The sequence below is a fragment of the Sciscionella sediminilitoris genome, assembly GCF_000737195.2.
GTDB lineage: Bacteria > Actinomycetota > Actinomycetes > Mycobacteriales > Pseudonocardiaceae > Sciscionella > Sciscionella sediminilitoris.
Genome location: NZ_JALM01000016.1, coordinates 143940 through 166413, shown reverse-complemented (window position 1 = coordinate 166413; position 22474 = coordinate 143940). Strand labels below are relative to the sequence as shown.

Sequence of the window (22474 nt, the reverse complement as noted above, 5' to 3'; positions counted from 1 at the left end):
TTCGTCCTCAACAAACCCGCCTGCGGTATTCGGCGGGACTGACCGCGAGGGCGCGGATGAACGCCCTGCGCATGGCTTCCGGGGTGCCGTAACCGCAGTCGCGCGCGACCTCCTCGATACCGGCACCGGTGTCCTCGAGCCCGCGGCGCGCCGCCTCGAGCCGGACCTGGTCGACGAACCGGCCGGGAGGAACTCCGACCTCCGCGGTGAACGCGCGGGTGAACTGGCGCGGGGACAGGCTGGCGTGTTCGGCGAGCGCGGTGACGCAGAGATCGGCCTCGGGATGCTCGAGGATCCACTGCTGGGTGCGACGAACGGGGTCCCGCTGCGCGAGCTGCGCGTCGAGCTGGGCACTGAACTGCGCCTGGTTGCCCGGCCTGCGCAGGAACATCACCAGTGCGCGGGCGATCCGCAGCGCGGTCTCCCTGCCGTGGTGTTCCTCGACGATCGCGAGCGCCAGATCGATCCCCGAGGTCACCCCAGCCGAGGTGGCCACCGGGCCGTCCCGGACGAAGATCGGTTCCGGATCGACGCGCACATCCGGGTACCGCTCGGCGAGGGCCGCACAGTGGTACCAGTGCGTCGTTGCCCGGCGCCCGTCCAGCAGACCGGTCTCGGCGAGCAGGAAGGCTCCGGTGCACACCGACAGCACCCGCTCCGCGGCCGGTCCGGCCTCGCGCAGCCAGTCGAGCAGCGCCGGATCGGGCGCTTTCGTTCCCGGACCGCCGGGAACGAGCAGGATATCCGGCGTTCCGCAGGCCCGCAGGTCCGTGTCCGGGAGCAGGTGCAGTCCGGCGGATGTGCGCACCGGTCCGCCGTCGAGTCCGGCCGTGGCCACCCGGTAGGCGCGTTCACCCTTGGCGGTGCGGGCGCCGGTGAACACCTCGAGCGGGCCCGTCACGTCGAGGCTCTGCACGCCGTCGAACAGGGGAATGAGCACGCTGCGCATGCCTTCGATCCTGGCCCGCGGCAGTCCTGGCATCAAGGTCGGAAAACCCACCTTTCACGCCATACGCTCAGGCCCGGCGCGCCGTGATCAGCCAGGCGCTCGAGTCGAACCACACGCCGTCCGCGCTGGCGTGCGCGGCGAGCATGGTGCGCAACCGCTCGATGGTGTGGTCCGCGGCCCTGGGCTCCATCCGCCGCAACGCCGCGCTCGTGCACGTGAGTCCGCGGATCCAGTCGAGGGCCGCGGGAACGTCCACGCCGTACCAGACGGGCTCGCGGATGTCGGTGAGGTCGATGCCGTTGAAGCCTGCGGTCTCCAGGATCTCGGTCACCGTCCGCGGTTCGGCGAGCGAGAACGGGTCCAGCGCTTCGGCCGCTGGGAGCACGGCGAGCGCGCGGTCGATGGCGCGGATCCATTCGTTGCGCTGCCGGGACTGCCAGACCAGCATCACCAGCCGCCCGTCCGGGCGGAGTGCCTGGGCGATGTTGCCGAAGGCCGCGGCGGGATCGGCGAAGAACATGGTGCCGAATCTGCTGATCGCCACGTCGAAGCGGGCAGCGGGAAAGCGGTGGGTCTGTGCGTCACCGTGCTCGAAGACGAGGTTGCCGAGCTGCTCCGGAGCGGCAAGCTCGCGGGCGCGGTCGATCGATGGCGCGGAGACGTCGACGCCGAGCGCGCTGCCTTCCCTTGCCCGGCGAGCAGCGTGCCGGGTCGTCTGCCCGGCCCCGCAACCGATGTCCAGGACCCGATCACGGACCCGGATTCCGCACGCACGGAGCAGTACCTGGGTGTAGCGCCGCAGTTCGGAGTCGAAGTCGGTGCGCACGTTCATCAGCCGCTCCTCTGCGGATTCAGGTCTTGAGCCCGGCCGCGACCCGCTGCAGTGTCCGGACGAAGGCGCGCACCACCGGCCGGTCCGAGCCGCGCCGCCAGGCCACGTAGATCTGCCTGGTCATCGGTGGCCGAAGCGGACGTCCGACCACGCCGTCGGGGACCTCGCCGATGGAGATCGCGGGCATCAGGGCGGCCGCGAGCCCGGCACGCACGATCGCGGCCTGGGTGGGCAGCTCCACGATGTTGTAGTCCAGCCGCGGCTCGATGTGCTGACTCGCCAGCGCCGCGACCAGGGCGTTGCGGATGTCGCTTTCCGGGCAGGACACCCAGACCAGGTCCGCCGCCTCGGCGAGGTCGAGCACCGGCCGGTCGGCATAAGGATGATTCTCGGCGAGCGCCACGTGCACCTCCTCCTCGATGAGCACCTGGTACTCGATCGGCGCGGGCATGGGGGAGGGCATGTCCGGCCACCGCTCGCCGACGATCAGGTCCAGCTTGCCCGCCTGCAGCAGCGGCATGTGCTCCAGCGATTCGCCGTCGAACACGCTCGGGCGTACCCGCGGATGTTCGGCGGTCAACTCGGCGAGCGCGGGTGCGACGAGCAGCCGGATCGAGCTGCCGAGCGAACCGATCCGCACCGGGCCGAGCACCTCCCGGTCCAGATCGGCCAGTTCGCGCTCGGCCTCGCGCAGTTCGGCGGTCATCCGCTCGGCCCGGTCGGCGAGCACCACGCCCGCGTTGGTCAGCCGCACCGAGCGTCCGTCGCGGGCGGTCAGCGCATGCCCCGCCTCGTGCTCCAGCTTGCCGAGCTGCTGGGAAACCCCGCTCGGGGTCACCGAGAGCGCGGTCGCCGCCGCGGCCACCGATCCGTGGTCCCGGACCGCCAGCAGTACCCGTAGTCGTTCCGCATTCAACACGGTAGTGATTCTACTGGATTGTGGGTAGAAAGATTCACTTGTGCTACATTCGAATGGCCCCCACCATGGAATGCATGGGCCTCTCTACGTTGCGTTCGAACCCGCGCGCCCTGGTGATCGCGGGCACGGTGAACATCTCCTGCTCGGGGATGTTCATCGCGCTGGCCGCGACCACACCGGCGATCGCGACGGTGTTCCGTTGTCTGCTCGCCCTTCCGTTCCTGATTCCGCTGGCCCTCTGGGAGATCAGGCGCATCGGCTTCGGCCGCCGCTGGCCCGCCCACCTCGGCGCGGGCGCGCTGCTGGGCTGCGATTTCGTGCTGTGGAGCCAGTCGATCGCCGATATCGGCGCGGGTATCTCCACGGTGCTGGTGAACGTGCAGGTGATCGTGGTGCCGCTGCTGGCCAGGCTCAGCGGGGAGCGCATCGACCGCCGGTTCCTGGTCATCGCACCGGTCGCGCTGACCGGCGTGGTGCTCGCCTCCGGGCTGACCGCGCCGGGGGAGCACACGCTGCGCGGCAGCCTGTGCGCGCTCGGGGCCGGGGTCTGTTACAGCGGCTACCTGGTCATCATGCGCCGCACCGCGAAGGACTCCGGCAAGTTCATCCCGGTGACCACCGCGACCGTGGCCACCGCGCTCGTCGGCCTGCTCGCCGGAACGATCACCGGTTCCTTCCACCTGCCCGGCGCCGCCTCGTTCGGCTGGCTGCTCGTGCTCGCGGTCACCGGGCAGGTACTCGGCTGGGTCCTGGTCGGTGCCGGACTGCCCGGGCTTTCCTCGGCGACCGGTGCGGTGCTGTTGCTGCTGCAGCCGGTGCTCGCGGTCGGCTGGGGTGCCCTCGTACTCGGCGAGCGGCCCGGTCCGGTGCAACTGCTCGGCTGCGCCATCGTGGTGGCCGCGCTCTGGCTTTCCTCCCGGCAACCCCGGAAGGTACGGGTGTCGCAGCCGGTCGAGGCGCTCGCCGAACGGTAATCTCGCGGCTCGTGCGTGCCAGGAACTATGGACCCGATGTGCTCGGCAGCGGCCGGGGACGCAAGAAGATCCCCGAGGTCCCGGCGGAGGCGGGACTCGTCGTGGAGGACCCGGCATCGGGCTTCTGCGGGGCCGTCGTCCGCATCGAGGCCGGTGGCGTGGTGCTCGAGGACCGGCTCGGCAAGCACCGGGTGTTCCCACTGCGCCCGGCGGCCTTCCTGCTGGAGGGCAAACCCGTCACCCTGGTCAAACCGAAGGCCGCCGCGGCGAAACCACGGATGAGCGCCTCCGGTTCGGTACGCGTGGAAGGGCACACCGCGAGTACCGCGAAGGCGAGCCGGATCTGGGTGGAGGGTATCCACGACGCCGCGCTCGTCGAACGCGTCTGGGGACACGATCTGCGGGTCGAGGGCATCGTCGTGGAGCCCCTGCACGGCGTGGACGATCTGGCCGGGCTCATCGGCGAATTCGGTCCCGCCCCGCGCAGGCGTCTCGGCGTGCTCGTGGACCATCTCCTGGAGGGCACCAAGGAGTGGCACATCGTCGAGCGGGCCCGCCAGGACAACGTGCTGATCACCGGGCACCCCTATGTGGACATCTGGCAGGCCGTCAAACCCGCGGCGCTCGGGATCCGGGAATGGCCGGTGATTCCGAAGGGGACACCGTGGAAGGAAGGCGTGTGCGCCGCGCTCGGCTGGGGTGAACCGGCCGAAGGCTGGCGCCGGGTGCTCGCCGCGGTCTCCTCCTACCGGGACGTGGAAACCCCGCTCATCGGCGCGGTGGAACGGCTCATCGATCACGTCACCGTCCTCGACTGACCGCGTGAAGATCACGCTCCGGTTACGCACCCTGCGTCCCTGAACCGTGCCCTTGCCGTGTCTGCCACGATGTGCGCATGTGGCCGATCGTGTGGCTCGTTCTCGGGCTTGTGCTCGTCGCCGCTGAGACCCTGTCCGGCGACTTCGTGCTCGTCATGCTCGGAATAGGGGCGCTCGGTGCGGCGGGAGCGGGCGCGCTCGGCGCGAACCCGTTGATCAGTGCGATCGTGTTCGCCGTGTTGTCGGTGGCGATGGTGCTCGGTATCCGGCCGGTGGTGAAGCGGCGGTTCCACGCCGGCACGATCACCCAGACCAACACCGATGCTCTGGTCGGAGCCGACGCGGTCGCGATCACCGAGGTGACCAATGAGGATGGCCGGGTGAAGATCCGCGGGGACGTGTGGTCGGCACGCAGCCTGGAAAGCGAAGTAATCAAACCCGGTGCGGACGTGACAGTGGTGGAGATATCCGGCGCCACCGCCGTCGTGATCGCCAAGTCTTGATAGGGGAGCAATTGACGTGAGTGTCGGCGCTTGGATCGTAATAGCCGTCGTAGTCATCATCGTGCTCATCATCGTCGTCAAGGCGGTGATCGTGATCCCGCAGGCGACGGCGGCGGTGATCGAACGGCTCGGGCGGTACAAGGCGACCGCGACGCCCGGTCTGAACTTCCTCGTACCGTTCCTGGACCGGGTGCGTGCCCGGATCGATCTGCGCGAACAGGTCGTCTCCTTCCCGCCGCAGCCGGTGATCACCCAGGACAACCTGACCGTCTCCATCGACACGGTGGTGTACTTCCAGGTGACCAACCCGCACGACGCGGTGTACGAGATCTCGAACTACATCGTCGGTGTGGAGCAGCTGACCACCACCACGCTGCGCAACCTGGTCGGCGGGATGAGCCTCGAGGAGACGCTGACCTCCCGCGACCAGATCAACCAGCAGCTGCGCGGGGTGCTCGACGAGGCGACCGGGCGCTGGGGTATCCGGGTCGCGCGCGTGGAGCTCAAGGCGATCGACCCGCCACCGTCCATTCAGGACTCGATGGAGAAGCAGATGCGCGCCGACCGGGAGAAGCGCGCGATGATCCTGAACGCCGAGGGTGAGCGGGAGTCCGCGATCAAGACCGCGGAAGGTCAGAAGCAGAGCGAGATCCTGTCCGCGGAAGGTGCCAAGCAGGCCGCGATCCTGAACGCGGAAGCCGAACGGCAGTCCCGGATCCTGCGCGCCCAGGGTGACCGCGCCGCCCGTTACCTGCAGGCGCAGGGACAGGCGAAGGCCATCGAGAAGGTGTTCTCGGCGATCAAGCAGGGCCGCCCGACCCCGGAGGTGCTCGCCTACCAGTACCTGCAGACCCTGCCGCAGATGGCGCAGGGCGACGCCAACAAGGTCTGGATGGTGCCCACCGACTACGGCAAGGCGCTGGAAGGGTTCGCCAAGATGCTCGGTGCGCCCGGCGAGGACGGGGTGTTCCGCTACGAACCGCCCGCCTACGAGCAGCCGAGCGAGCAGGCCGAGGACGAGGACGAGACCATCAAGCACTGGTTCGACACCTCGACCGACCCGCGGGTCGCCGAAGCGGTGGCCGCCGCCGAGGCGGTCGCGCGGCAGGAAGTGGAGAGCCCGCTGGACCAGCCGAAGGCAAGCGGTGCGGCCAAGCGCGCACTCGGCGCCGAGGAGGGTGAGCCCAAGAAGGCCGAACCGAAGCAGCAGGCCGCTCCGGAGGCACCGCAGCAGGTGGAGGCCGCGAAACCGGCGAGCCAGCAGCAGTACCCGCCGCTTCCGCCGCAGCAGGGTCACCCGACTCCGCCGCCGCCCGCGCAGCAGCAGCCCTACCAGCAGCCGCACCCCGGCCAGGGGCAGCAGCCCCAGCAGGGATGGCCGCAGCAGGGCGGCGGTCAGCAGCCGTACCAGGGGCACCAGCCCTATCAGCGTCCGCAGCAGCCGCCGGCCACCGGAGGCGGTTCACCGGAGCTGTCCGACTGAGCTGAGCCGACGGAACCGATCCGACGAAAGCGGGCGGGGTACCTGGTACCCCGCCCGCTTTCGTGTCTGCGCTGTGGTTCAGTTCAGGCCGTGCTCGGCGTGGTACTGCTCCAGCAGTTCGGGAAACTCGTCCTCCGCGGCGCGGTGCAGGCTCACCGTCCGGGTGTCGCCCACGATCGAGCGGACCCAGCCGGTCACCTCCAGCGCGGTGTACGGGGTGGCGAGGATTCCGAGCGCGAGATCGTCGTCGGCGACCCCGAACCCCCACGGCACCGGGCACGGGCTCGCGTGCCACTCGTCCGGGCACAGGGTGCGCGCGATCGGTTCCTTCACCGCGAGCTGTTCCTCGTCGCTGGTGCAGCCGTGCACCCGGACCTCGTAGACCCGCAGCTCGCCGAGCTCAGGCATCGGACTGCTGGTTGTTGTTCAGCTGCCAGCGCACCAGCAGCAGCCCGCCGAGGACGAGGGGGAACAGCGGCAGGATCCACTCGTGCAGCACCGGGCCGAAGAACACCGATACGCCGAAGGCGAGCAGCAGCACCGGGAACAGCGGCACCCGGTTGCGGTGCTGGGGCGGAGCCGGATAGGCGTGCTGCACCGGCGGCGGTGGGGGCGGCGGTGGCTGCTGGCCCGCCGGTGGCAGATCACCGAGCAGGGCCAGCAGATCGCTCGGCCAGCGTGCCTCGTACACATCGGCCATGCGCTGATCGGCTTCGGCGACGGTGAGGTGACCGGAACCGACCGCGGCGATGATCTGCCGCGAGGCCTGCTCGCGCTCCACGTCCCCGATGCGGTACTCGCCGGCGACCACACGCGGCTGGCCTGCGGGTTCGGTTGGCGTACTCATGCCATCAATGATCGGCACACCGGTACGCCCGCGCATCAGGTTCAGGCCGTATCCCGACCCTGAACTTTCTCAGGGTCGGGGCACATCCGTGGGTGCGTAGTGCAGGTCGAGCACGCCGGTCGAGAACGTCTCCTGGTGCAGGAGCCGCATCGGGTGGATACCGACCGCGTCGAACAGCCGCTGCCCTTCGCCGACCGCGATCGGATGCACCATCAGATTCAGCTCGTCGAGCAGGCCGTTCGACAGCAGCCAGCGCACCAGCGTCGCGCTGCCGGAGATCCCGATATCGCCGGGAACCAGCGCCTTGGCCTTCTCGATCTCCGCGACGTCCACGGCGAGCGCGGTCGTGTTCGGCCATGCCGGCTCGGTGATCGAGTTCGACACCACGTACTTGGGGATCCTGTTGATGAACTCACCGAACGGATCCCCGGATGGATTCTCCGGCCAGTGCACCGACCACTCGTCGTACAGTAGCCGGCCCATCATCATCGCCTCCGTGGAAGCGATGCTCCGGTCCATCGCCGCGCCCATTTCCTCGTTGAAGTACCGGAAGTGCCACTTGTCCGGGGACTCGACGACGCCGTCGAGCGAGATGAAGAAGTGCGAGATGATCCTGCCCATGGAACTCTCCGTTATCGGTCACCGTGTCGCCTTGCGGTAAAGGCTCTCGTCATCGATATCGGCGCGCGAACGGTCGGGAAGCAGCCACAAACAGATCAAGGTAACGATCGCGGTGAACACCATCAGCCCGGAAATGGCGTACGGCGTCATGGTCTCGTGCAGCAGGAAGGTCGCCAGCAGGGGAGCGGGACCACCGGCGAACACACTCGCCAGCTGATAGCCGAGACCCGCTCCGCCGTAGCGCAGCCTCGTCGGGAAACTTTCGCTGATCAGCGCAGCTTGCGGGCCATAATGCAGCGCGTGCGGAATGAACGAGATGATCACCATCGCGAACACGGCCACGGGTCCCGCGTTGTCCAGAACGGCGAAATACGGGGCCGCGATCACGATGATGCCGACCGCTCCGATGGCGTAGATCCGCTTGCGTCCGAACCTGTCCGAGAACGAGGAGAACAACGGAATCGTGATCAATTCGAAAGCCGCCGCGACCATCAGCGCGGTGAGCGCGAAGGACTTCGAGAAGCCCTGATCCTCGAGGTAGGTGAGCACGAAACTGGAGAACAGGTAGAACGGCAGCTGTTCGGAGAACCGCAGTCCCGCGGAGAGCAGGATTTCCTTGGGATGTTTCCGGATCGCCTCGGTCACCGGCTTGCGCGCGGTCCGCTTCTCCGCGATGACCCGAGCGAACATCGGGGTCTCCAGGATGGAGAGCCGGATGACCAGCCCGATCACCACGAGCACCAGGCTGAACAGGAACGGCAACCGCCAGCCCCAGGAAGCGAACGACTCCGGATCCATCACCGAGGACACCAGCGTCATCCCGCCGGTGCCCACCACGAGCCCGATCGGCACGCCGACCTGGGCGAAACTGCCGAAGAACCCGCGCTTGCCCTGCGCGCCCCATTCCATGGTGAGCAGCACAGAACCGCTCCATTCCCCGCCGACCGCGATGCCCTGCACGACGCGCAGCAGCACGAGCAGCAGCGGAGCCCAGAGCCCGATCGTGCCCGCCCCGGGCAGCACGCCGATGATGCCGGAGGCGATCCCCATCAGCAGCAGCGTGATGATCAGCGTCGTCTTGCGGCCGAGCCGGTCACCCCAGTAGCCGAAGATCGCGGCGCCGATCGGCCGGGCGACGAATCCGACGGCGTAGGTCCCGAAGGACTGCATGATCCCGGCGTATTCGCTGGAGGCGGGGAAGAACAGCGCCGGGAAGATCAGCGCGCTCGCCGTGTTGTAGAGGAAGAAGTCGTACCACTCGATGGTGGTGCCGATCGCGCTCGCCGCTGCCGCCCTGCGCACCTGGGAGCGGGTGGCGCGGGTGTCCTCGCCCGCGCGCAGGGACTGCTCAGCATCACCGTGTTCGAGTACCACCCAAGCCGCCCTTCGTCGCACGAGCCGCGCAGTAGCCTGCACGCAGCGGGCTAGAATGCGCAAGGGGCGAACCGAATGAAACGGATACCGGTGATGCGTGGCTATCTTTTCCCGACGGCGATCGGCCAGTGCGCGATCACCTGGACCGATGCCGGGGTGCGCACGCTGCGGCTGCCGGAGTCGACCCCGGAACGAACCCTGCACCTGGCGGGTGCCGAGGACAACGAACCGCGGCCACCGGACTGGGTGAGCACCGCCACGGGCCGGGTGACCCGGCTGCTGGAGGGGGAGCGGGACGACCTGGCCGATATCCCGGTCGACTACACGGATGTACCGGAGTTCGCCATCGCGGTGTACCGCGCGACCCGGGCGGTGTCACCGGGAACGACGGTCAGCTACGGAGAGATCGCCGGCCGTGTCGGGGAACCCGGTGCCGCGCAGGCTGTCGGGCGGGCACTCGGGAACAACCCGGTCACGATCATCGTGCCCTGCCACCGAGTGCTGGCCTCGGACGGTTCGATGCACGGCTTCAGCGCGAACGGGGGCGTGCACACCAAGCGCCGCATGCTGACCATCGAAGGGGCACTCGAACCCGCGCTGTTCGAGCTGTAGCTCATCCGGTGGCGAGCCGTTTCGGTGCGGCCTGCCGCCACGCCTCGGTCACCAGCTCGGCCAGCTGGTCCTCGGCGATCGTGGCCAGCCGCACCCGGATCCAGCCGTACCGTCCCTGATAAGGCGCCACCGCGAAAGTGTCCGGATCGTGTGCCAGCATCGCGGCCTGTTCCTCGTACGTGGCGCGCAGCACCACGCTCTGCTCGTCCGCGGCGAGCGTGGCGAACAGCTTGGCACCGATCCGGAAGGTCGGCTTGCCCCAGGTTTCGCGTTCGAACGCCTCGGGAAGACTGAGTGCGAGGGCACGCAAGCGAGTGGCGTCAGGCATGGGCTCGGCGCCACTCGGTCAGCACCGCGTCGACGTCGAAGGGGCGAACCCCGAGCGGCGGCCCGTCGCTGGGACGGCGCAGTTCCTCGCGGATGCGGTCGTTGACGGTCTCGATGATCTCCCGGGCACCGCGCTCGGTTTTCGCCTCGAGTGCCGCACGATGGGCGTCCTCGGCCGCTTTCCGGATCGCGAACGGCCCGGGCAGATGCGTGATGTTCTCCCGGCGGATCTTGTCCTTGACCCACCACAGCTCGTCGTACCGTTCACCGGCCCCGGGCAGCGGTTTGCCGTACCCGGGCAGATCGTCGAACTCACCGCGCTCGCTCGCCTCGCGGACCTGTTTGTCCACCCAGGACTCGAACGGCATATCGCGCGGCTTCTTCTCGGTCATACGGCTATGCTGCCAGCGTATGCCGCGCCTGATCCACCTCAACGGACCGCCGGGAGCCGGGAAATCCACCCTCGCAGCCCGGTATGCCGAGCGACATCCCGGCGTGCTCGATCTCGACACCGACCGGCTGCGCCCGCTGATCGGCGGTTGGCGGGAGCGCTTCGGCCGGACCGGTGAACTGGTGCGGCCCCTGGCACTCGCCATGGCGGGCGCCCATCTGCGTGCCGGTCTCGACGTGCTGCTCCCGCAGTACCTCGGCAGGGAGAGTGAGATCGCCAAGTTCGCCGCGGTAGCGCGGGAATCCGGAGCCGCCTTCGTGGAGATCCTGCTGCACTGCCCGAAGGAGACCGCCCTGCGGCGATTCGCTGACCGGACAGGGGAACCGCTGCACGAACATCTGCGCGCGGTGGTCGCCGCGAACGGGGGAGCAACGGAACTCTCGGCGATGTACGACCGGCTCACCGGACTGGACCGGCCCGCAGCGCGCACACTCGACGCGCGGAACCCTCTCGAGGACACCTATGGCGCGCTGCTCACCTTGTTGGGCGAGGGGAGTGATGCGGCGTCATGACCGCGATCGTCGACCGGTTGCGCGCGGCGGGCTGCGTGTTCGCCGAACAGGAGGCGCAGCTGCTTTCCGAGGCAGCCGGATCGCCGGGGGAGCTCGAATCGCTCGTGGCGCGGCGGATCGAAGGGCTGCCGCTGGAGCAGCTGCTCGGCTGGGTGGAGTTCCTCGGTATGCGCCTCGCCGTGGGGCCCGGCGTGTTCGTGCCCAGGAAACGCACCGAATTCCTTGCCCGGCAAGCAATCGAGCGCACCCGGCCGGGAACCGTCGTGGTCGAGCTGTGCTGTGGCTGCGCGGCGATCGCCGCCGCGGTACACGCCGCCGTGCCCGAGGCGCGGGTGCACGCCGCCGAACTCGACCCGGAAGCGGTCCGGTACGCCCGCCGCAACTGCGCGCGGGTCCACGAGGGTGACCTCGACGAGCCGCTGCCCGGTGAACTCGCCGGGCGCGTAGGGGTGCTGGTCGCCAACGCGCCCTATGTGCCCAGCGCGGAAATCGCCTTCATGCCACCCGAGGCGCGCGAGCACGAACCGAACCGGGCGCTCGACGGTGGCCCGGACGGGCTGGACATCGCGCGCCGCATCGCCGCTCGCGCCGGACACTGGCTCGCCCCGGGCGGTTCGCTGCTGATCGAGACGAGCACGCGCCAGTCCGACGCGCTCGCCGAATCGTTCACCGCGAACGGACTCGAGCCGGTCGTGCTGCACGACGAGGAACGCGCCGCGACCGTGGTACTCGGCGAAAACCGGTGACCCGTCAGGCGTTCGCCCGGCGGCGTCGGCGGCGGTTCGTCGAGGCCGCGGGGACGCGCTCGGTGACGCTGACTCCGTCCGAGATCGGTCTGCTCGCGCGCCTGGAAGAGGGGCGCTATTTCGAACCGGGCCAGTCCGGATCTTACTTGACATAATGTAGCTTATCGGCACATTATGGGAGCTAGGGAAGAGTGCTCGAAAGCCGCTCAGTGCTACCTCCCGAACGGTGCCGACCTGGTCATTTGTCCGGCCTGCCAGGCTGTGACCCGCGGGATGCGCGCTCCATCGTCCAGTCGTCCGGTGCGCGCATCCGTGCTCGTTACCGCCGCCGCGGTTTCTGCTTTCACGCCCCGGACGGCTCGGCCGGACCGCCCTCCCGGCGCAGGCGCGAACCCACCCTTATTGCGTCACTGTGACGAAAGCAGGGTGGGTTCCCGGGAGGCAGAATCAGTGCCCGCGTTCGATCCACTCTGCCAACTGCGGCGATTCGGCACCGATGGTCGTGCCGTCCCCGTGTCCGGTCCGCACCACGGTTTCCGGCGGCAGCGTGAACAGGTGCTCGCGGATCGACTCGATGATCGTCGGGAAATCGGAGAACGAGCGCCCGGTCGCGCCCGGGCCGCCGGAGAACAGCGTGTCCCCGGAGAACACGGTGCCCAGTTCGGCCGAGTAGAGACAGCAGGAACCCGGCGAATGTCCCGGCGTGTGCAGGACGCTGAGTTCGGTACCGGCGACGCTGACCCGGTCGCCGAGTTCCTTGTCCGGGGCCCGATCGCCGTGGGTCTGCTCCCACAGGAACCAGTCCTTCGGGTGCAGCAGGATCGGTGCACCGGTGCGCTTCGCGAGTTCCGGCGCGGCGTCGATGTGGTCGTTGTGCGCGTGGGTGCACACGATCGCGGTCAGTGTGCGCTCGCCGAGCGCGTGGATGATCGCCTCCACGTCGTGTGCCGCGTCGATGACGATCGCCTCGGTGTCGTCCCCCAGGATCCAGACATTGTTGTCGACTTCCCAGGTTCCGCCATCGAGCGAGAACGTCCCCGAGGTCACCACGTGATCAATCCGTACAGTCATCGACTCTCCTCATCGAGCGCCTACTCCTCATGCAGGCTGGGCCCCGCGCAGGATAACGGTTTTCCATGCGGGGGCCAGCCCCACCGGGAACCCGGGGTGTTACCGGATGGTGCGAGCCGGTTCGGGAAGCCAGGATCGGAACATGCGGAAACTCGGAATCTTCCTCGGACTGGTGCTCGCGGCGTACTTCGTCGTCCGGGCGATCACCGAGCTGTTCGTGCTGGATTTCGGTGCCCCGTCCAGCTATGCGAACGCGTGGGGCGGACCGAGCCTGGCCGGTGTGCTCACTGTCCACTGTGGACCCGGCTTCCTGGCCGCGGTGCTCGTGGCGGTCGGGTTCGGCAGGCGCCGCACGAAGCTCAGCGCAGATACTCGAGCTCGCGTACCGTTGTGACCAGGCGCTCGGCGAGGTCGCGCAGTTCCGCGAGCTCGGCTCCTTCGGCAGCGGCGGTGTGCACATCCTCGGCGGCGCAACGTAGTTGGAACAACCGGTCCTGGAGATCGCCGAGCTCTGCCGAGGACAGCACGACAGCGTCGTCGGGGATCCCGGTCCGTTCCGCGGCGGTGCGCCGTTCGTAGGCGCGTTGCCGGCAGGCTTGTCCGCAGTACCTGCGCGGGCGGCCGCCCCGTTCGGCTTCCGGGAGACTCCGGCCGCACCAGCCGCAGTGCCGCGGTTCGCGACGTGTGCGCCGGGCTATCGGTTCGGTACTGGACACGTCGCCGAGACTAGTGTGCAACCTTCTCGTCGCCGCCGTGCCACGCCGGGCAGACAGACTGGAGGAGATGATCACGATGCACCCCTTCCTGCGCGGACCGCATCCGCGTGCGTTCGCGCACCGCGGCTGGCACATCGGCGCCACCGAGGGTATGGAGAACTCGCTCTCCGCGTTCCGCGCGGCGGTGACCGAGGGCTACCGGTACGTGGAGACGGATGTCCACGCCACCTCGGACGGGGTCGTCGTGGTGGCGCACGACGAACGCCTGGATCGGACGACGGATTCCGCGGGGGCGATCGCCGAGCTGCCGTTCAGTGCGGTCTCCCGGGCGAAGATCGCCGGACGGGAGCCGGTGTGCACCCTGACCGCGCTACTCGAGGAGCTTCCGGACACCTTCTTCAACATCGACGTGAAGGCCGACGCCGCGGTGGAGCCGGTGCTGGAGGCACTGCGCGCGACCAAGGCCTACGACCGGGTCTGCCTCGCCTCGTTCTCCGATGATCGGCTGCACAGGCTACGCGGGTCCGGTGGGGAGAAGCTGCTCACCTCGATGGGTCCGCGTGCGGTGTTCTCCCTGTTGCTGAACTCCTGGCTGCCGGTGAATCCGTTCGGCGGAACGCTCGCCGGAGCAGCGGCCCAGATCCCACCGCGCCGGGGGCTGCTGCGCCTGGTCACGAAGCAGCTGCTGCGTACCGCGCGGCGCCGGGGTATCGAGGTGCACGTGTGGACCATCGACGGGAAACCCGAGATGACCGAACTGCTCGACCTCGGGGTGGACGGACTGGTCACGGACGCGCCGGACGTACTACGTGCGGTGTTGCGCGAACGCGGAATGTGGCACTGAGACCTCGCCGAAACAGCGCCACATTCCGGTGCGCCGCGGTCAGGTCAGGCTCTTACCGTTCCAGGCGGCCTCCCAGGTCTTCGGGCCGAGCCTGCCGGACGGGTTGATGCCATTGGCCTTCTGCAGCTTCACGATCGCCGCGAAGGTGTTCTCGTCGTAGCAGCTCGTGCCCTTGAACGTGGGTTCGGCGCCGATCTTGTTGAGCCGTAGCTGGATGGTGCGCAGCGAGGCCGAGCAGTCGCCCTTGAAGTACACCTTGCCGTCCCACTTGGGTGCCTTCGTGGGCACCGTGAAGAGGTTCTGGCCGCTGAAGCCCTTGCCGTTCCACGCCGCGTACCAGGTCGCGGAGCCGAGCCTGCCGGAGGGATTGATGCCGTTGTCCTTCTGCAGCTTGACCACCGCGTCGAAGGTGCGCTCCTGGTAGCAGCCGGTCGCCTTGAACTTGTAGGTCGAACCCGCCTTGTTGAGCTGGTCCTGGAAAGTCTTGATGGCCGGTGCGCAGTCGCCCTTGAAGTAGGTCTTGCCGTCCCACTTCGGCAGGCCCTCCGGAGTGGTGCCCGCGGGAGCGCTCGAACCGCCGGAGCCTCCCGAACCGCCGGAGCCGGAGCCACCGGAGGAGCCGCCACTCCCCCCGCTCGATCCACCGGACCCACCGGAGCCCGAACCGGAGCCACCCGAACCGCCCGAGCCGCTCGACGATCCGCCGCCGCTGATGTAGGCCGACTCGCTCCTGCTCGGCGCGACCTTGCTGCGCCCGTCCGAGTCGTTGCTCAGTCCGAGGTGCTTGCTGTCCGCGCACTCCCAGGGCTGCCAGCCGCGCATCCGGTACAGGTAGAGCGCGCGGTAGTCCTGCTCGCTGCGGCTCGCGGCGTTCGGCCGTCCCGTTCCGCCGACGCTCTCCCAGGTCGGCTGGTCGAACTGGTAGGCGCCGCGGTATTTGCCGGTGGCCGAGACCGTCTGGTAATTGCCGCTGGATTCGCAGTGCCGGAGCTTCGACCAGGTGGACGCCGAGGGGTCCGCGCCGGCGAGATCCGCTGCGGTGATTCCGAGGGTCGCCGTGGCCGCGGTGACCGCGACGATCCGCGCCAGTACGCGCGTGAGCCGATGTGTGCGAGGTCTGTTCATGCGCAACACACTAGGTAACCGCACCATAAACCACAAGAGTCACAGGCGACACGTCATTCTCACACATATCCTGCACCACACGTGGCAGCGACACACCGAGGAAATGACACCCCTGTTATTCGCCGGGGCAGAGCTGGGCGGACGAGCTGTCGGGACACAATATGGCCGCGCGGACCGGCGCCGGTGAAAGTTTTTCCGATCGGTCACCGGGTCCCGCTCGTTGCCAGTAGGGTGCCGCGAGGCACGAGGGAGAGTCGACACATGACACAGGACGCCGGCACGGCCGCGCTCGACGGGCGCACCGGCGCTCGACTGCGCAGGCAGCGGTTCGGGTGGTACGCCTACGGCTGGGCCAGTCACACCTTCGAGGTCTCGGTGATCTCGGTGTTCATGAGCCGCTATCTGCCCGCGACGGCGCGCGCTGCGGTCGGTGAGCAGGGCAGGTTGCACGTGCTCGGCATCCCGATCGCGCCCAGTTCGCTGTTCGCCTACACGGTCTCGTTCTGCGCGATCCTGCTGGTGTTCGTCATGCCCGTGGTCGGTGCCATCGCCGACCGTAGCGGCCGCAAGCGCGAGCTGCTGCTCGGCTTCGGCTTCGCGGGCGCGCTGGGCACGGCGGCCATGGTGTTCGTCGGGCCGAACGACTGGCAGCTGGGCACCGGGCTGCTCGTGTTCGCCTATGTGACCTACACCTGCGGGAAGGTCGTGTTCAACTCGATCCTCCCCGACCTCGCGGCCGCCGATGAACGGGACAGGGTGTCCTCGGTCGGCTGGGCCTACGCCTTCCTTGGCGGCGGCATCGTGCTCGCGGCCAGCTTCGTCGGATCCTTCGTGATCAGCGACTCGGGACTGCTGGCCAGGCTCGCGCTCTGCCTGGCCGGGCTGTGGTGGGCGGCGTTCGCGCTCATCCCGGTGCGCGCGCTGCGCGGGCTGCCGAGGGTGAGCAGGCGGGACACCGGCGGATCGGTGGTCACCGCGGGGTTCCGCGAGCTCGGCACCGCGATCAGGGGACTCAAGGCCTTCCCCATCACCCTGTTGTTCCTGGTCGCCTACCTCATCTACTACGACGGCATCACCACGGTGACCACGATGGCCGCGGATTTCGGTCAGGAAGAGCTGAAACTGCCCGAGACGACCCTGCTCACCGCGATCCTGATCGTGCAGTTCGCCGCGTTCGGCGGGGCACTGCTGCTCGGCAAGCTCGCGGAACGGTTCGGCGCCAAGCGGGTGGTCTGCTACAGCTTGATCGTCTGGATCGGCGTGGTGGTCGCCGCCTACTTCATGCAGGCGCACAGCCCGGCCCAGTTCTTCGCGCTGGCGATCGCGTTGTCCGTGGTCATGGCCGGTTCGCAGGCGCTGTCCCGTTCGCTGTACGCCTCGATGATCCCCGCGGGAAGCGAGGCCAAGTACTTCAGCCTCTACGAGATCTCCAGCTCCGGCTCGAGCGCGCTCGGTCCCCTGCTGTTCGGGCTGGCGCTGCAGAACACGGGCAGCTACCGTGTCGCCATCTTCTCACTGATCTTCTTTTTCGTCCTCGGGCTCGTTCTGCTGATACCGGTGAACGTGCGCAAGGCTATTCGAGCGGCGGGCAACACACCGCCCGCGTCCCTATAGGCTGTTTGACCTGGGATAGCAAGATGCTATGCGCAAATTTACCTCCCCGTTAAGGGTGATATTTTGGAGAATGTGCGGCGAACGCGTCACGAGTTGCTTCCCGGGGTGTCCCCCTGGCGTGGACAGTCGTTGACGGGTAAAGGACACCGCGGTGAACCCGCTCCGTCGGAGACGGAATAACCTGCCCCGAGAGACCGTTGCACACAGTAGCCGAACTGGGAGCCAATCACCGGACAAAGCAGGCATACGCCTTGTCCGGGCCGACCGAAGGGACCACATCATGGCGGACCGCGTACTTCGTGGGAGCAGGCTCGGAGCCGTCAGTTACGAGACGGACCGCAATCACGACCTCGCCCCGCGGCGCGCGGTGAGTTACGCGTGCCCGAAGGGCCACGATTTCGAGGTGCCGTTCTCGGATGACGCCGAGATCCCCCCGACCTGGGAGTGTCGACTGCACGGGAGCGAGTCGAAGATCATCGACGGCTCGGAACCGGACGAGAAGAAGGCCAAGCCGCCGCGCACGCACTGGGACATGCTGCTCGAACGGCGTAGTATCGCGGAATTGGAGGACCTCCTCAACGAACGGCTCGAGGAGCTTCGCGGTCGTCGCAGCCGTTCGGCGTAAGAGGTCAAGCGAAGGCTCTTGCTCCCACCACGGACGGGCCGCCTCCCGCGACAGCGCGAGGCGGCCCTGTCACGTCCACCACGGTAGGAAGAGTCTCCTGGGAAGCTGAAGCGGCCCGCCGGGGAACATGTCCCCGGCGGGCCGCTTTCCTGCTGTCAGCCGCGGGTGACCAGCCCGCGCAGTTGCCGCGCCCGATGCCCGAGTCCCCAGCGGCCGATCTTGAACATCGCCTCGCGCATGATCGAACCGCTCATCTTCGACTGTCCGGACTCGCGCTCGGTGAACGTGATCGGTACCTCGACCACCCGGAACCCGGCGAGCACCGTGCGCCAGGACAGGTCGACCTGGAAGCAGTAGCCGTGCGACTCGACCTGATCCAGCGGCAGATTCTTCAGCACCTCGGCGCGGTAGGCTCGGTAACCCGCGGTGATGTCCCGGATACGCACACCGAGGGCGAGCTTGGCGTAGAGATTGGCGCCGCGGGACAGCAGTTCGCGGTACTTCGGCCAGTTCACCAGTTTCCCGCCCGGCACGTACCGGGAGCCGATGACCAGGTCGGCGTGCTCGGTGGCGGCGAGGATCGCGGGTAGCCGCTCCGGCGGGTGCGAACCGTCGGCATCCATCTCCACGATGATGTCGTAGGAGCGCTCCAGCGCGAGCTGGAACCCGGCGATGTAGGCGACCCCGAGGCCGGCCTTCTCGGTCCGGTGCAGAACCGTGATCCGCGGATCGGCGGCCGCCAGCTTGTCGGCGAGCTCCCCCGTCCCGTCCGGGCTGCCGTCGTCCACGATCAGCGCGTCGACGTCCGGGTTGGCGGTGTGCAACCGCTCGAGAACGGCGCCGATGGTGTCCCGCTCGTTGTAGGTGGGAATCACGACAAGCACGGCATCGCCTCGAGCAGCCCCCGACTCGCCCATCACCGTCTCCCTTTCGCTGTCACGTCAGTTCGGCGGCCGGGGCTCCCTTCCGGGTGCGCCGAGAGCGGATACCGGGAATCAGTCCGGCGAGCCCGACGGCGGCCAGCACCCACTCCGGCCAAGGGCCCAGGGTATCCGCCAGTGTGATGTGTGTGCGGAGCGGCACCTCGGCCGAGATCGTGGCTGGGGTGAACAGTCCGGTCTGGTGTACGACGTCCCCATTCGGGCGAATGATCGCGCTCGTCCCGGTTGTCGCGGCCACCACGACGGACCGGTCGTGCTCCACCGCGCGGATCCGGGCCATCGCCTCCTGCTGGTAGGGCATCTCGCTGAAGCCGTACCAGGCATTGTTCGTGGGCACCGCGAGCAGGTTCGCCCCGGAGTTGGCCGCACCGCGCAGTACGTCGTCGTAGCCGAGGTCGTAGCAGGAAGCGATACCGACCCGGGCCGCGCCCGCGGGCAGCACACCGGGCTTGTCCCCCGCCTGCAGCTGCGCCATCTCGTCCAGGAACGGGGTCACGTACTTGGCGAGCCAGTACAGCGGGACCTTCTCGCCGAACGGCACCAGGTGTTGTTTGACGTACTGGCCGGTGAGCCCGTGTTCCGGATCGATGCCGAGCGTGCTGTTCTTCGGCTTGCCCTGTTCCGGATTCATCGCCACACCGATCACGGTCGGCGCACCGAGCGCCTTCCCCAGCGATTCGACCGGGTACAGATCGGCGGCGCCGGTTCCGTTCACCGAGACCACGGTCTCCGGCACGACCACCACATCCGGGCGGGGTGTCCTGCCCTTGGCGATGTCCTGTTCGGTGCGCTCGGTCTGCTCGACGGTGCGCCGCCACAGCACGTTGCCCGCGTAGTTCAGGTTGATGCCGATGTTCGGACCGCTGCCCTGGATGGCCATGGCGCGCACCGTGCCGCCCGGTTCCGGGTTGCCGATGGTCGGCCACAGGGCGAGGCCGAGCACCAGCGGCAGTACGAAGGCGGCCGCGGGCAGTACCAGGCGTCGCGGGGTGCGGCGCAGCAGCGCCAGCCTGGCCAGCGAGGCACCGAGCAGGGCGACCGCGAAGCTCAGCAGCGGCGCACCCGCGAGCGAGGCCAGCGGCAGCAGCGGCCCGGATGGCTGAGTGAACGCCAGCCGCGCCCAGGGGAACCCACCGAACGGCAGGGTGTCCCGCAGCAGTTCACCGAGCACGAAGGTCGCGGCGATCCACACCGGGGCCAGCCGCAGCCGGGACACCAGCGCCGCGACTGCGCACGGGGCCGCGAACAGCACCGATTCGATCAGCGCCACACCGAGCCATGGCCACGGCCCGAACCCGCCCGGTCCGAGGAAGTCCCACAACCACGTCAGCAGCGGCAGGGTCCAGCCGAGTCCGAACAGCAGCCCGTAACCGAACCCGCTGCGCGCCCGCCTGCCGTCCAGCACCAGGCACAACAGCGCGACCCCGATCGGGGCGAGCCACCACAGGTCTCGCGGCGGGGCGGACACGGTGACCAGGGCGCCGGCGAGAAGGCTGAGCAGCATCCGCAGCGCCCACCACAGCCGGGGCCTGCGGCCGGCCGGGGAACGGTCTTCGACGGGATTCTCGGCGGTGATCGCCATGCCCAGAACTGTACGGTCGGCACTACCATCGACTCATGACCGGTGGCCGTCCCGGCGTGCTGCCGTGGTTGTACTACGCGTTCGGCGGCACGATACCGAAACACGCCCAGTGGGTGCTGCACGATCTGACCTGCCGCACCTGGTTGCTCCGGCATGCCCTGCACTCGTTCATCCAGTGCTCCCCCGGCTTTCTCCTGCTGCTGCTCCCGGGTTCGTTCCCGTTCCTGTTCTACCTGCCCGCGATCGTGGTGATCGGCGGCGTCTGGGTGGCGATGATGTTCGCCAGGGACGCGCGCAACCACCGGCTCTACAAGCACGGCTTCATTCCCGATCTGGTGCTGGCCAGGAACAAGCGCTAGGCATGAATGGCGGTTCCGCGCAGCACGGTGGCCAGGCAGCGTGGCGGCGCGGCGTCCGCGGCGAGCGAGGGCAGTGCGGGCACCCGGGCGCGCGGATCGGTCGACCAGCGCTGTACGCGTTCATCGGCGGGTGCGCTCACCAGTTCCTCGACCTCCCAGACGGCGTAGGTCGCGGGTGCACCGGGAACCAGGGTTCCGGTGACCCCGTCGTCCACCCCGGCCGCGCGCCAGCCGCCCCTGGTGTGCGCGGCGAACGCGGCGCGCGGTGAGATGCCCGAACCCGGTGTCCGGTGGTGCACGGCCGCGCGCACCGCCTCCCACGGCCGCATCGGGGTGACCGGGCTGTCCGATCCGAAGGCCAGGATCACCCCGGCAGCGGCGAGTGCGGCGAACGGGTTCATCGCCGCTGCCCGGTCGGCACCGAGCCGCTGGGTGTACATCCCGGAGTCGCCGCCCCATGCCCGGTCGAACAGCGGCTGCACCGAGGCGACCACCCCGAGCTCCGCGAGCGCGGCGATCTGCTCGGCCCCGGCCATCTCCAGGTGTTCGAGCCGGTGCCTGCGCATGGCGACGCCCTCGATGCGTTCCCTGGCCAGCGCGAACCCGGCGAGGATCTCCTCGAGCGCCGCGTCCCCGATCACGTGGAAACCCGCCTGGATACGGGACCGCGTGCAGTCGACGAGGTGCTCGGCGATCTGTTCGGCGTCCAGGTAGCGGGTGCCGCGTGAGTCCGGGGCGTCGGTGTAGGGCTCGCGCAGCGCCGCGGTGCGCGAACCGAGTGCCCCGTCCACGAACAGGTCGCCGCCGAGCCCGTGCGCCCCTTCGGGAAGCGCGACCGAGCGCTGTCCCCAGTAGCCGGTGACATCCGGGAACTCCGGGCCGGCACCGAGTTCGAGCAGCGCGGCCAGGTCGGACCGTCCGGCGATCTCCGGACCGGAACATTCGTGCACGGCGGCGATCCCCTGTGCCGCGGCCTCGGCGAGGAAGGCCCGCTGCGCCCGCTCGCGCTGCGGTCCGCTCAGCGCGCCGATGGCGTGCGCGCGGGCGGCGTGATGGGCGGCCTTGGTCACCGGTCCCCCGTCCGACCAGCCTTCCGACTCGCGAACATCCGGAGCGGCCGCGAGCAGGGCCCCGGACACCAGCGCCGAATGCGCGTCGATCCGGGATGCGTACACGGCCGTGTGCCCGACCGCTTCGTCCAGTTCGGCCCGGCTCGGGATCCGCTGGCCCGGCCAGCCGCTCTCATCCCAGCCGTGCGCCCACAGCACACCGCCCTCCGGCACTCCGGCGGCCGCGGCACGCAGCAGCGCGAGACAGTCCTGCGCCGAGCCGGCCGCGCGCAGGTCCACTCCCTCGGTGAGCAACCCGGTCGCGGTCGCGTGCACGTGCGCGTCCACGAAGGCCGGGGCGACGAACGCGCCGTCGAGATCACGGTGCTCGGCATCCGGATAGAGGGCACGGGCCGGTCCGTCCTGGCCGATCCACACCACGGTGTCCCCGGTGATCGCCATCGCGGTCGCGTCCGGGTCGCCGGGAGTGTAGATGTGTCCGCCGGTGAGCAGGGTCGTTTTCGGTTGCACCACACGGTGATCTTCGCAGCCGAACGGTCGGCGGCGGCCACGGGCTGCG

Annotated in this window: 27 protein-coding genes; 12 read left to right on the top strand and 15 right to left on the bottom strand. The window is 68.9% G+C overall.

From position 1 onward, the window contains the following. Positions 1-7: 7 nt before the first annotated feature. The 3 genes from AD72_RS08245 to AD72_RS08235 all read right to left on the bottom strand — a co-directional run bounded on the left by AD72_RS08245 (position 8) and on the right by AD72_RS08235 (position 2700). Positions 8-949 (bottom strand): GlxA family transcriptional regulator, encoded by a 942-nt coding sequence (locus AD72_RS08245; protein ID WP_031465824.1) that lies wholly within the window; start codon positions 947-949, stop codon positions 8-10. 67 nt (positions 950-1016) lie between these two features. Beyond that, on the bottom strand, positions 1017-1781 hold the full coding sequence (locus AD72_RS08240) for a class I SAM-dependent methyltransferase (RefSeq protein ID WP_031465823.1): 765 nt from the start codon (positions 1779-1781) through the stop codon (positions 1017-1019). A gap of 19 nt (positions 1782-1800) precedes the next feature. Beyond that, complete coding sequence (locus tag AD72_RS08235) at positions 1801-2700, bottom strand: LysR family transcriptional regulator (RefSeq protein WP_031465822.1); 900 nt, start codon at positions 2698-2700, stop codon at positions 1801-1803. Between the two features lie 74 nt (positions 2701-2774). Between AD72_RS08235 and AD72_RS08230 the strand changes: the two genes are divergently transcribed. The 4 genes from AD72_RS08230 to AD72_RS08215 all read left to right on the top strand — a co-directional run bounded on the left by AD72_RS08230 (position 2775) and on the right by AD72_RS08215 (position 6478). Continuing rightward, the gene (locus AD72_RS08230) at positions 2775-3674 is read left to right on the top strand and encodes a DMT family transporter (protein WP_231644756.1); all 900 of its coding nucleotides are present in this window, start codon (positions 2775-2777) and stop codon (positions 3672-3674) included. Positions 3675-3685: 11 nt separating this feature from the next. Further along, positions 3686-4492: a DUF3097 domain-containing protein gene (locus tag AD72_RS08225; protein WP_031465820.1), complete on the top strand. Its 807-nt coding sequence runs from the start codon at positions 3686-3688 to the stop codon at positions 4490-4492. 77 nt (positions 4493-4569) lie between these two features. After that, on the top strand, positions 4570-4995 hold the full coding sequence (locus AD72_RS08220; RefSeq protein ID WP_031465819.1) for an NfeD family protein: 426 nt from the start codon (positions 4570-4572) through the stop codon (positions 4993-4995). Positions 4996-5011: 16 nt separating this feature from the next. Then, complete coding sequence (locus AD72_RS08215; protein ID WP_037345149.1) at positions 5012-6478, top strand: SPFH domain-containing protein; 1467 nt, start codon at positions 5012-5014, stop codon at positions 6476-6478. Positions 6479-6556: 78 nt separating this feature from the next. Here AD72_RS08215 and AD72_RS08210 read toward each other — a convergent pair whose 3' ends face one another. The 4 genes from AD72_RS08210 to AD72_RS08195 form a co-directional block, all read right to left on the bottom strand. Continuing rightward, on the bottom strand, positions 6557-6886 hold the full coding sequence (locus tag AD72_RS08210; protein WP_037345148.1) for a hypothetical protein: 330 nt from the start codon (positions 6884-6886) through the stop codon (positions 6557-6559). After that, positions 6879-7325 (bottom strand): DUF1707 SHOCT-like domain-containing protein, encoded by a 447-nt coding sequence (locus AD72_RS08205; RefSeq protein WP_197284901.1) that lies wholly within the window; start codon positions 7323-7325, stop codon positions 6879-6881. The genes AD72_RS08210 and AD72_RS08205 overlap by 8 nt, the downstream gene beginning before the upstream one ends. A gap of 69 nt (positions 7326-7394) precedes the next feature. Continuing rightward, a complete protein-coding gene (locus AD72_RS08200) occupies positions 7395-7946 on the bottom strand; it encodes a dihydrofolate reductase family protein (protein ID WP_031465816.1) in 552 nt (183 codons plus the stop codon). Between the two features lie 18 nt (positions 7947-7964). After that, positions 7965-9287 (bottom strand): MFS transporter, encoded by a 1323-nt coding sequence (locus tag AD72_RS08195; RefSeq protein WP_031465815.1) that lies wholly within the window; start codon positions 9285-9287, stop codon positions 7965-7967. A 108-nt stretch (positions 9288-9395) separates the two neighbouring features. On the opposite strand from AD72_RS08195, the gene AD72_RS08190 reads away from it, so the two are divergent. After that, the gene (locus AD72_RS08190; RefSeq protein WP_231644755.1) at positions 9396-9932 is read left to right on the top strand and encodes a methylated-DNA--[protein]-cysteine S-methyltransferase; all 537 of its coding nucleotides are present in this window, start codon (positions 9396-9398) and stop codon (positions 9930-9932) included. A 1-nt stretch (position 9933) separates the two neighbouring features. Here AD72_RS08190 and AD72_RS08185 read toward each other — a convergent pair whose 3' ends face one another. Both AD72_RS08185 and AD72_RS08180 read right to left on the bottom strand, forming a co-directional pair. Further along, complete coding sequence (locus AD72_RS08185) at positions 9934-10260, bottom strand: MmcQ/YjbR family DNA-binding protein (RefSeq protein ID WP_031465813.1); 327 nt, start codon at positions 10258-10260, stop codon at positions 9934-9936. Beyond that, positions 10253-10651, bottom strand: coding sequence for a DnaJ family domain-containing protein (locus AD72_RS08180; RefSeq protein WP_031465812.1), 399 nt, complete (start codon positions 10649-10651; stop codon positions 10253-10255). The genes AD72_RS08185 and AD72_RS08180 overlap by 8 nt, the downstream gene beginning before the upstream one ends. Before the next feature lie 19 nt (positions 10652-10670). On the opposite strand from AD72_RS08180, the gene AD72_RS08175 reads away from it, so the two are divergent. Beyond that, positions 10671-11222 (top strand): ATP-binding protein, encoded by a 552-nt coding sequence (locus AD72_RS08175; protein ID WP_031465811.1) that lies wholly within the window; start codon positions 10671-10673, stop codon positions 11220-11222. Continuing rightward, positions 11219-11968, top strand: coding sequence for a putative protein N(5)-glutamine methyltransferase (locus tag AD72_RS08170; protein ID WP_031465810.1), 750 nt, complete (start codon positions 11219-11221; stop codon positions 11966-11968). The genes AD72_RS08175 and AD72_RS08170 overlap by 4 nt, the downstream gene beginning before the upstream one ends. Positions 11969-12415: 447 nt before the next feature. Here AD72_RS08170 and AD72_RS08165 read toward each other — a convergent pair whose 3' ends face one another. Further along, positions 12416-13039, bottom strand: coding sequence for an MBL fold metallo-hydrolase (locus AD72_RS08165; RefSeq protein ID WP_031465809.1), 624 nt, complete (start codon positions 13037-13039; stop codon positions 12416-12418). Between the two features lie 142 nt (positions 13040-13181). Here AD72_RS08165 and AD72_RS08160 point away from each other — a divergent pair, with 142 nt between their 5' ends. Then, entirely contained in the window at positions 13182-13433 is a 252-nt protein-coding gene (locus AD72_RS08160) for a hypothetical protein (protein ID WP_063890720.1), read from the top strand. Here the strand turns inward: AD72_RS08160 and AD72_RS08155 are convergent. After that, positions 13399-13755 (bottom strand): hypothetical protein, encoded by a 357-nt coding sequence (locus AD72_RS08155; RefSeq protein ID WP_031465807.1) that lies wholly within the window; start codon positions 13753-13755, stop codon positions 13399-13401. The two genes, AD72_RS08160 and AD72_RS08155, sit on opposite strands and share 35 nt — an antisense overlap. A 67-nt stretch (positions 13756-13822) precedes the next feature. Between AD72_RS08155 and AD72_RS08150 the strand changes: the two genes are divergently transcribed. Further along, on the top strand, positions 13823-14599 hold the full coding sequence (locus tag AD72_RS08150) for a glycerophosphodiester phosphodiesterase family protein (RefSeq protein ID WP_031465806.1): 777 nt from the start codon (positions 13823-13825) through the stop codon (positions 14597-14599). A gap of 39 nt (positions 14600-14638) precedes the next feature. Here the strand turns inward: AD72_RS08150 and AD72_RS38160 are convergent, their stop codons facing one another. After that, entirely contained in the window at positions 14639-15724 is a 1086-nt protein-coding gene (locus tag AD72_RS38160) for a peptidoglycan-binding protein (protein WP_063890719.1), read from the bottom strand. A 261-nt stretch (positions 15725-15985) separates the two neighbouring features. On the opposite strand from AD72_RS38160, the gene AD72_RS08140 reads away from it, so the two are divergent. Further along, complete coding sequence (locus AD72_RS08140; protein ID WP_031465804.1) at positions 15986-17338, top strand: MFS transporter; 1353 nt, start codon at positions 15986-15988, stop codon at positions 17336-17338. Between the two features lie 280 nt (positions 17339-17618). Further along, complete coding sequence (locus tag AD72_RS08135; RefSeq protein WP_020501988.1) at positions 17619-17963, top strand: RNA polymerase-binding protein RbpA; 345 nt, start codon at positions 17619-17621, stop codon at positions 17961-17963. Positions 17964-18118: 155 nt separating this feature from the next. Here the strand turns inward: AD72_RS08135 and AD72_RS08130 are convergent, their stop codons facing one another. Further along, positions 18119-18880 (bottom strand): polyprenol monophosphomannose synthase, encoded by a 762-nt coding sequence (locus tag AD72_RS08130; protein WP_031465803.1) that lies wholly within the window; start codon positions 18878-18880, stop codon positions 18119-18121. A 19-nt stretch (positions 18881-18899) separates the two neighbouring features. Further along, positions 18900-20486 carry an apolipoprotein N-acyltransferase gene (lnt, locus tag AD72_RS08125; RefSeq protein ID WP_031465802.1) on the bottom strand — a complete coding sequence of 529 codons (1587 nt, stop codon included), beginning with the start codon at positions 20484-20486 and terminating at the stop codon, positions 18900-18902. Positions 20487-20521: 35 nt separating this feature from the next. Here lnt and AD72_RS08120 point away from each other — a divergent pair, with 35 nt between their 5' ends. After that, positions 20522-20845, top strand: coding sequence for a DUF5313 family protein (locus AD72_RS08120; RefSeq protein ID WP_051898204.1), 324 nt, complete (start codon positions 20522-20524; stop codon positions 20843-20845). Here the strand turns inward: AD72_RS08120 and AD72_RS08115 are convergent. Next, on the bottom strand, positions 20842-22428 hold the full coding sequence (locus AD72_RS08115; protein ID WP_031465800.1) for an amidohydrolase: 1587 nt from the start codon (positions 22426-22428) through the stop codon (positions 20842-20844). The two genes, AD72_RS08120 and AD72_RS08115, sit on opposite strands and share 4 nt — an antisense overlap. Positions 22429-22474 lie beyond the last annotated feature (46 nt).

Excerpts from the sequence above, each read along its gene's own strand:
- AD72_RS08245 (WP_031465824.1), bottom strand. The coding sequence starts at position 949 with ATGCGCAGCGTGCTCATTCCCCTGTTCGACGGCGTGCAGAGCCTCGAC.
- AD72_RS08240 (WP_031465823.1), bottom strand. The coding sequence starts at position 1,781 with ATGAACGTGCGCACCGACTTCGACTCCGAACTGCGGCGCTACACCCAG.
- AD72_RS08230 (WP_231644756.1), top strand. The coding sequence starts at position 2,775 with ATGGGCCTCTCTACGTTGCGTTCGAACCCGCGCGCCCTGGTGATCGCG.
- AD72_RS08220 (WP_031465819.1), top strand. The coding sequence starts at position 4,570 with ATGTGGCCGATCGTGTGGCTCGTTCTCGGGCTTGTGCTCGTCGCCGCT.
- AD72_RS08210 (WP_037345148.1), bottom strand. The coding sequence starts at position 6,886 with ATGCCTGAGCTCGGCGAGCTGCGGGTCTACGAGGTCCGGGTGCACGGC.
- AD72_RS08205 (WP_197284901.1), bottom strand. The coding sequence starts at position 7,325 with ATGAGTACGCCAACCGAACCCGCAGGCCAGCCGCGTGTGGTCGCCGGC.
- AD72_RS08200 (WP_031465816.1), bottom strand. The coding sequence starts at position 7,946 with ATGGGCAGGATCATCTCGCACTTCTTCATCTCGCTCGACGGCGTCGTC.
- AD72_RS08190 (WP_231644755.1), top strand. The coding sequence starts at position 9,396 with ATGAAACGGATACCGGTGATGCGTGGCTATCTTTTCCCGACGGCGATC.
- AD72_RS08185 (WP_031465813.1), bottom strand. The coding sequence starts at position 10,260 with ATGCCTGACGCCACTCGCTTGCGTGCCCTCGCACTCAGTCTTCCCGAG.
- AD72_RS08180 (WP_031465812.1), bottom strand. The coding sequence starts at position 10,651 with ATGACCGAGAAGAAGCCGCGCGATATGCCGTTCGAGTCCTGGGTGGAC.
- AD72_RS08175 (WP_031465811.1), top strand. The coding sequence starts at position 10,671 with ATGCCGCGCCTGATCCACCTCAACGGACCGCCGGGAGCCGGGAAATCC.
- AD72_RS08170 (WP_031465810.1), top strand. The coding sequence starts at position 11,219 with ATGACCGCGATCGTCGACCGGTTGCGCGCGGCGGGCTGCGTGTTCGCC.
- AD72_RS08165 (WP_031465809.1), bottom strand. The coding sequence starts at position 13,039 with ATGACTGTACGGATTGATCACGTGGTGACCTCGGGGACGTTCTCGCTC.
- AD72_RS08160 (WP_063890720.1), top strand. The coding sequence starts at position 13,182 with ATGCGGAAACTCGGAATCTTCCTCGGACTGGTGCTCGCGGCGTACTTC.
- AD72_RS08150 (WP_031465806.1), top strand. The coding sequence starts at position 13,823 with ATGATCACGATGCACCCCTTCCTGCGCGGACCGCATCCGCGTGCGTTC.
- AD72_RS38160 (WP_063890719.1), bottom strand. The coding sequence starts at position 15,724 with ATGAACAGACCTCGCACACATCGGCTCACGCGCGTACTGGCGCGGATC.
- AD72_RS08140 (WP_031465804.1), top strand. The coding sequence starts at position 15,986 with ATGACACAGGACGCCGGCACGGCCGCGCTCGACGGGCGCACCGGCGCT.
- AD72_RS08135 (WP_020501988.1), top strand. The coding sequence starts at position 17,619 with ATGGCGGACCGCGTACTTCGTGGGAGCAGGCTCGGAGCCGTCAGTTAC.
- AD72_RS08130 (WP_031465803.1), bottom strand. The coding sequence starts at position 18,880 with ATGGGCGAGTCGGGGGCTGCTCGAGGCGATGCCGTGCTTGTCGTGATT.
- lnt (WP_031465802.1), bottom strand. The coding sequence starts at position 20,486 with ATGGCGATCACCGCCGAGAATCCCGTCGAAGACCGTTCCCCGGCCGGC.
- AD72_RS08120 (WP_051898204.1), top strand. The coding sequence starts at position 20,522 with ATGACCGGTGGCCGTCCCGGCGTGCTGCCGTGGTTGTACTACGCGTTC.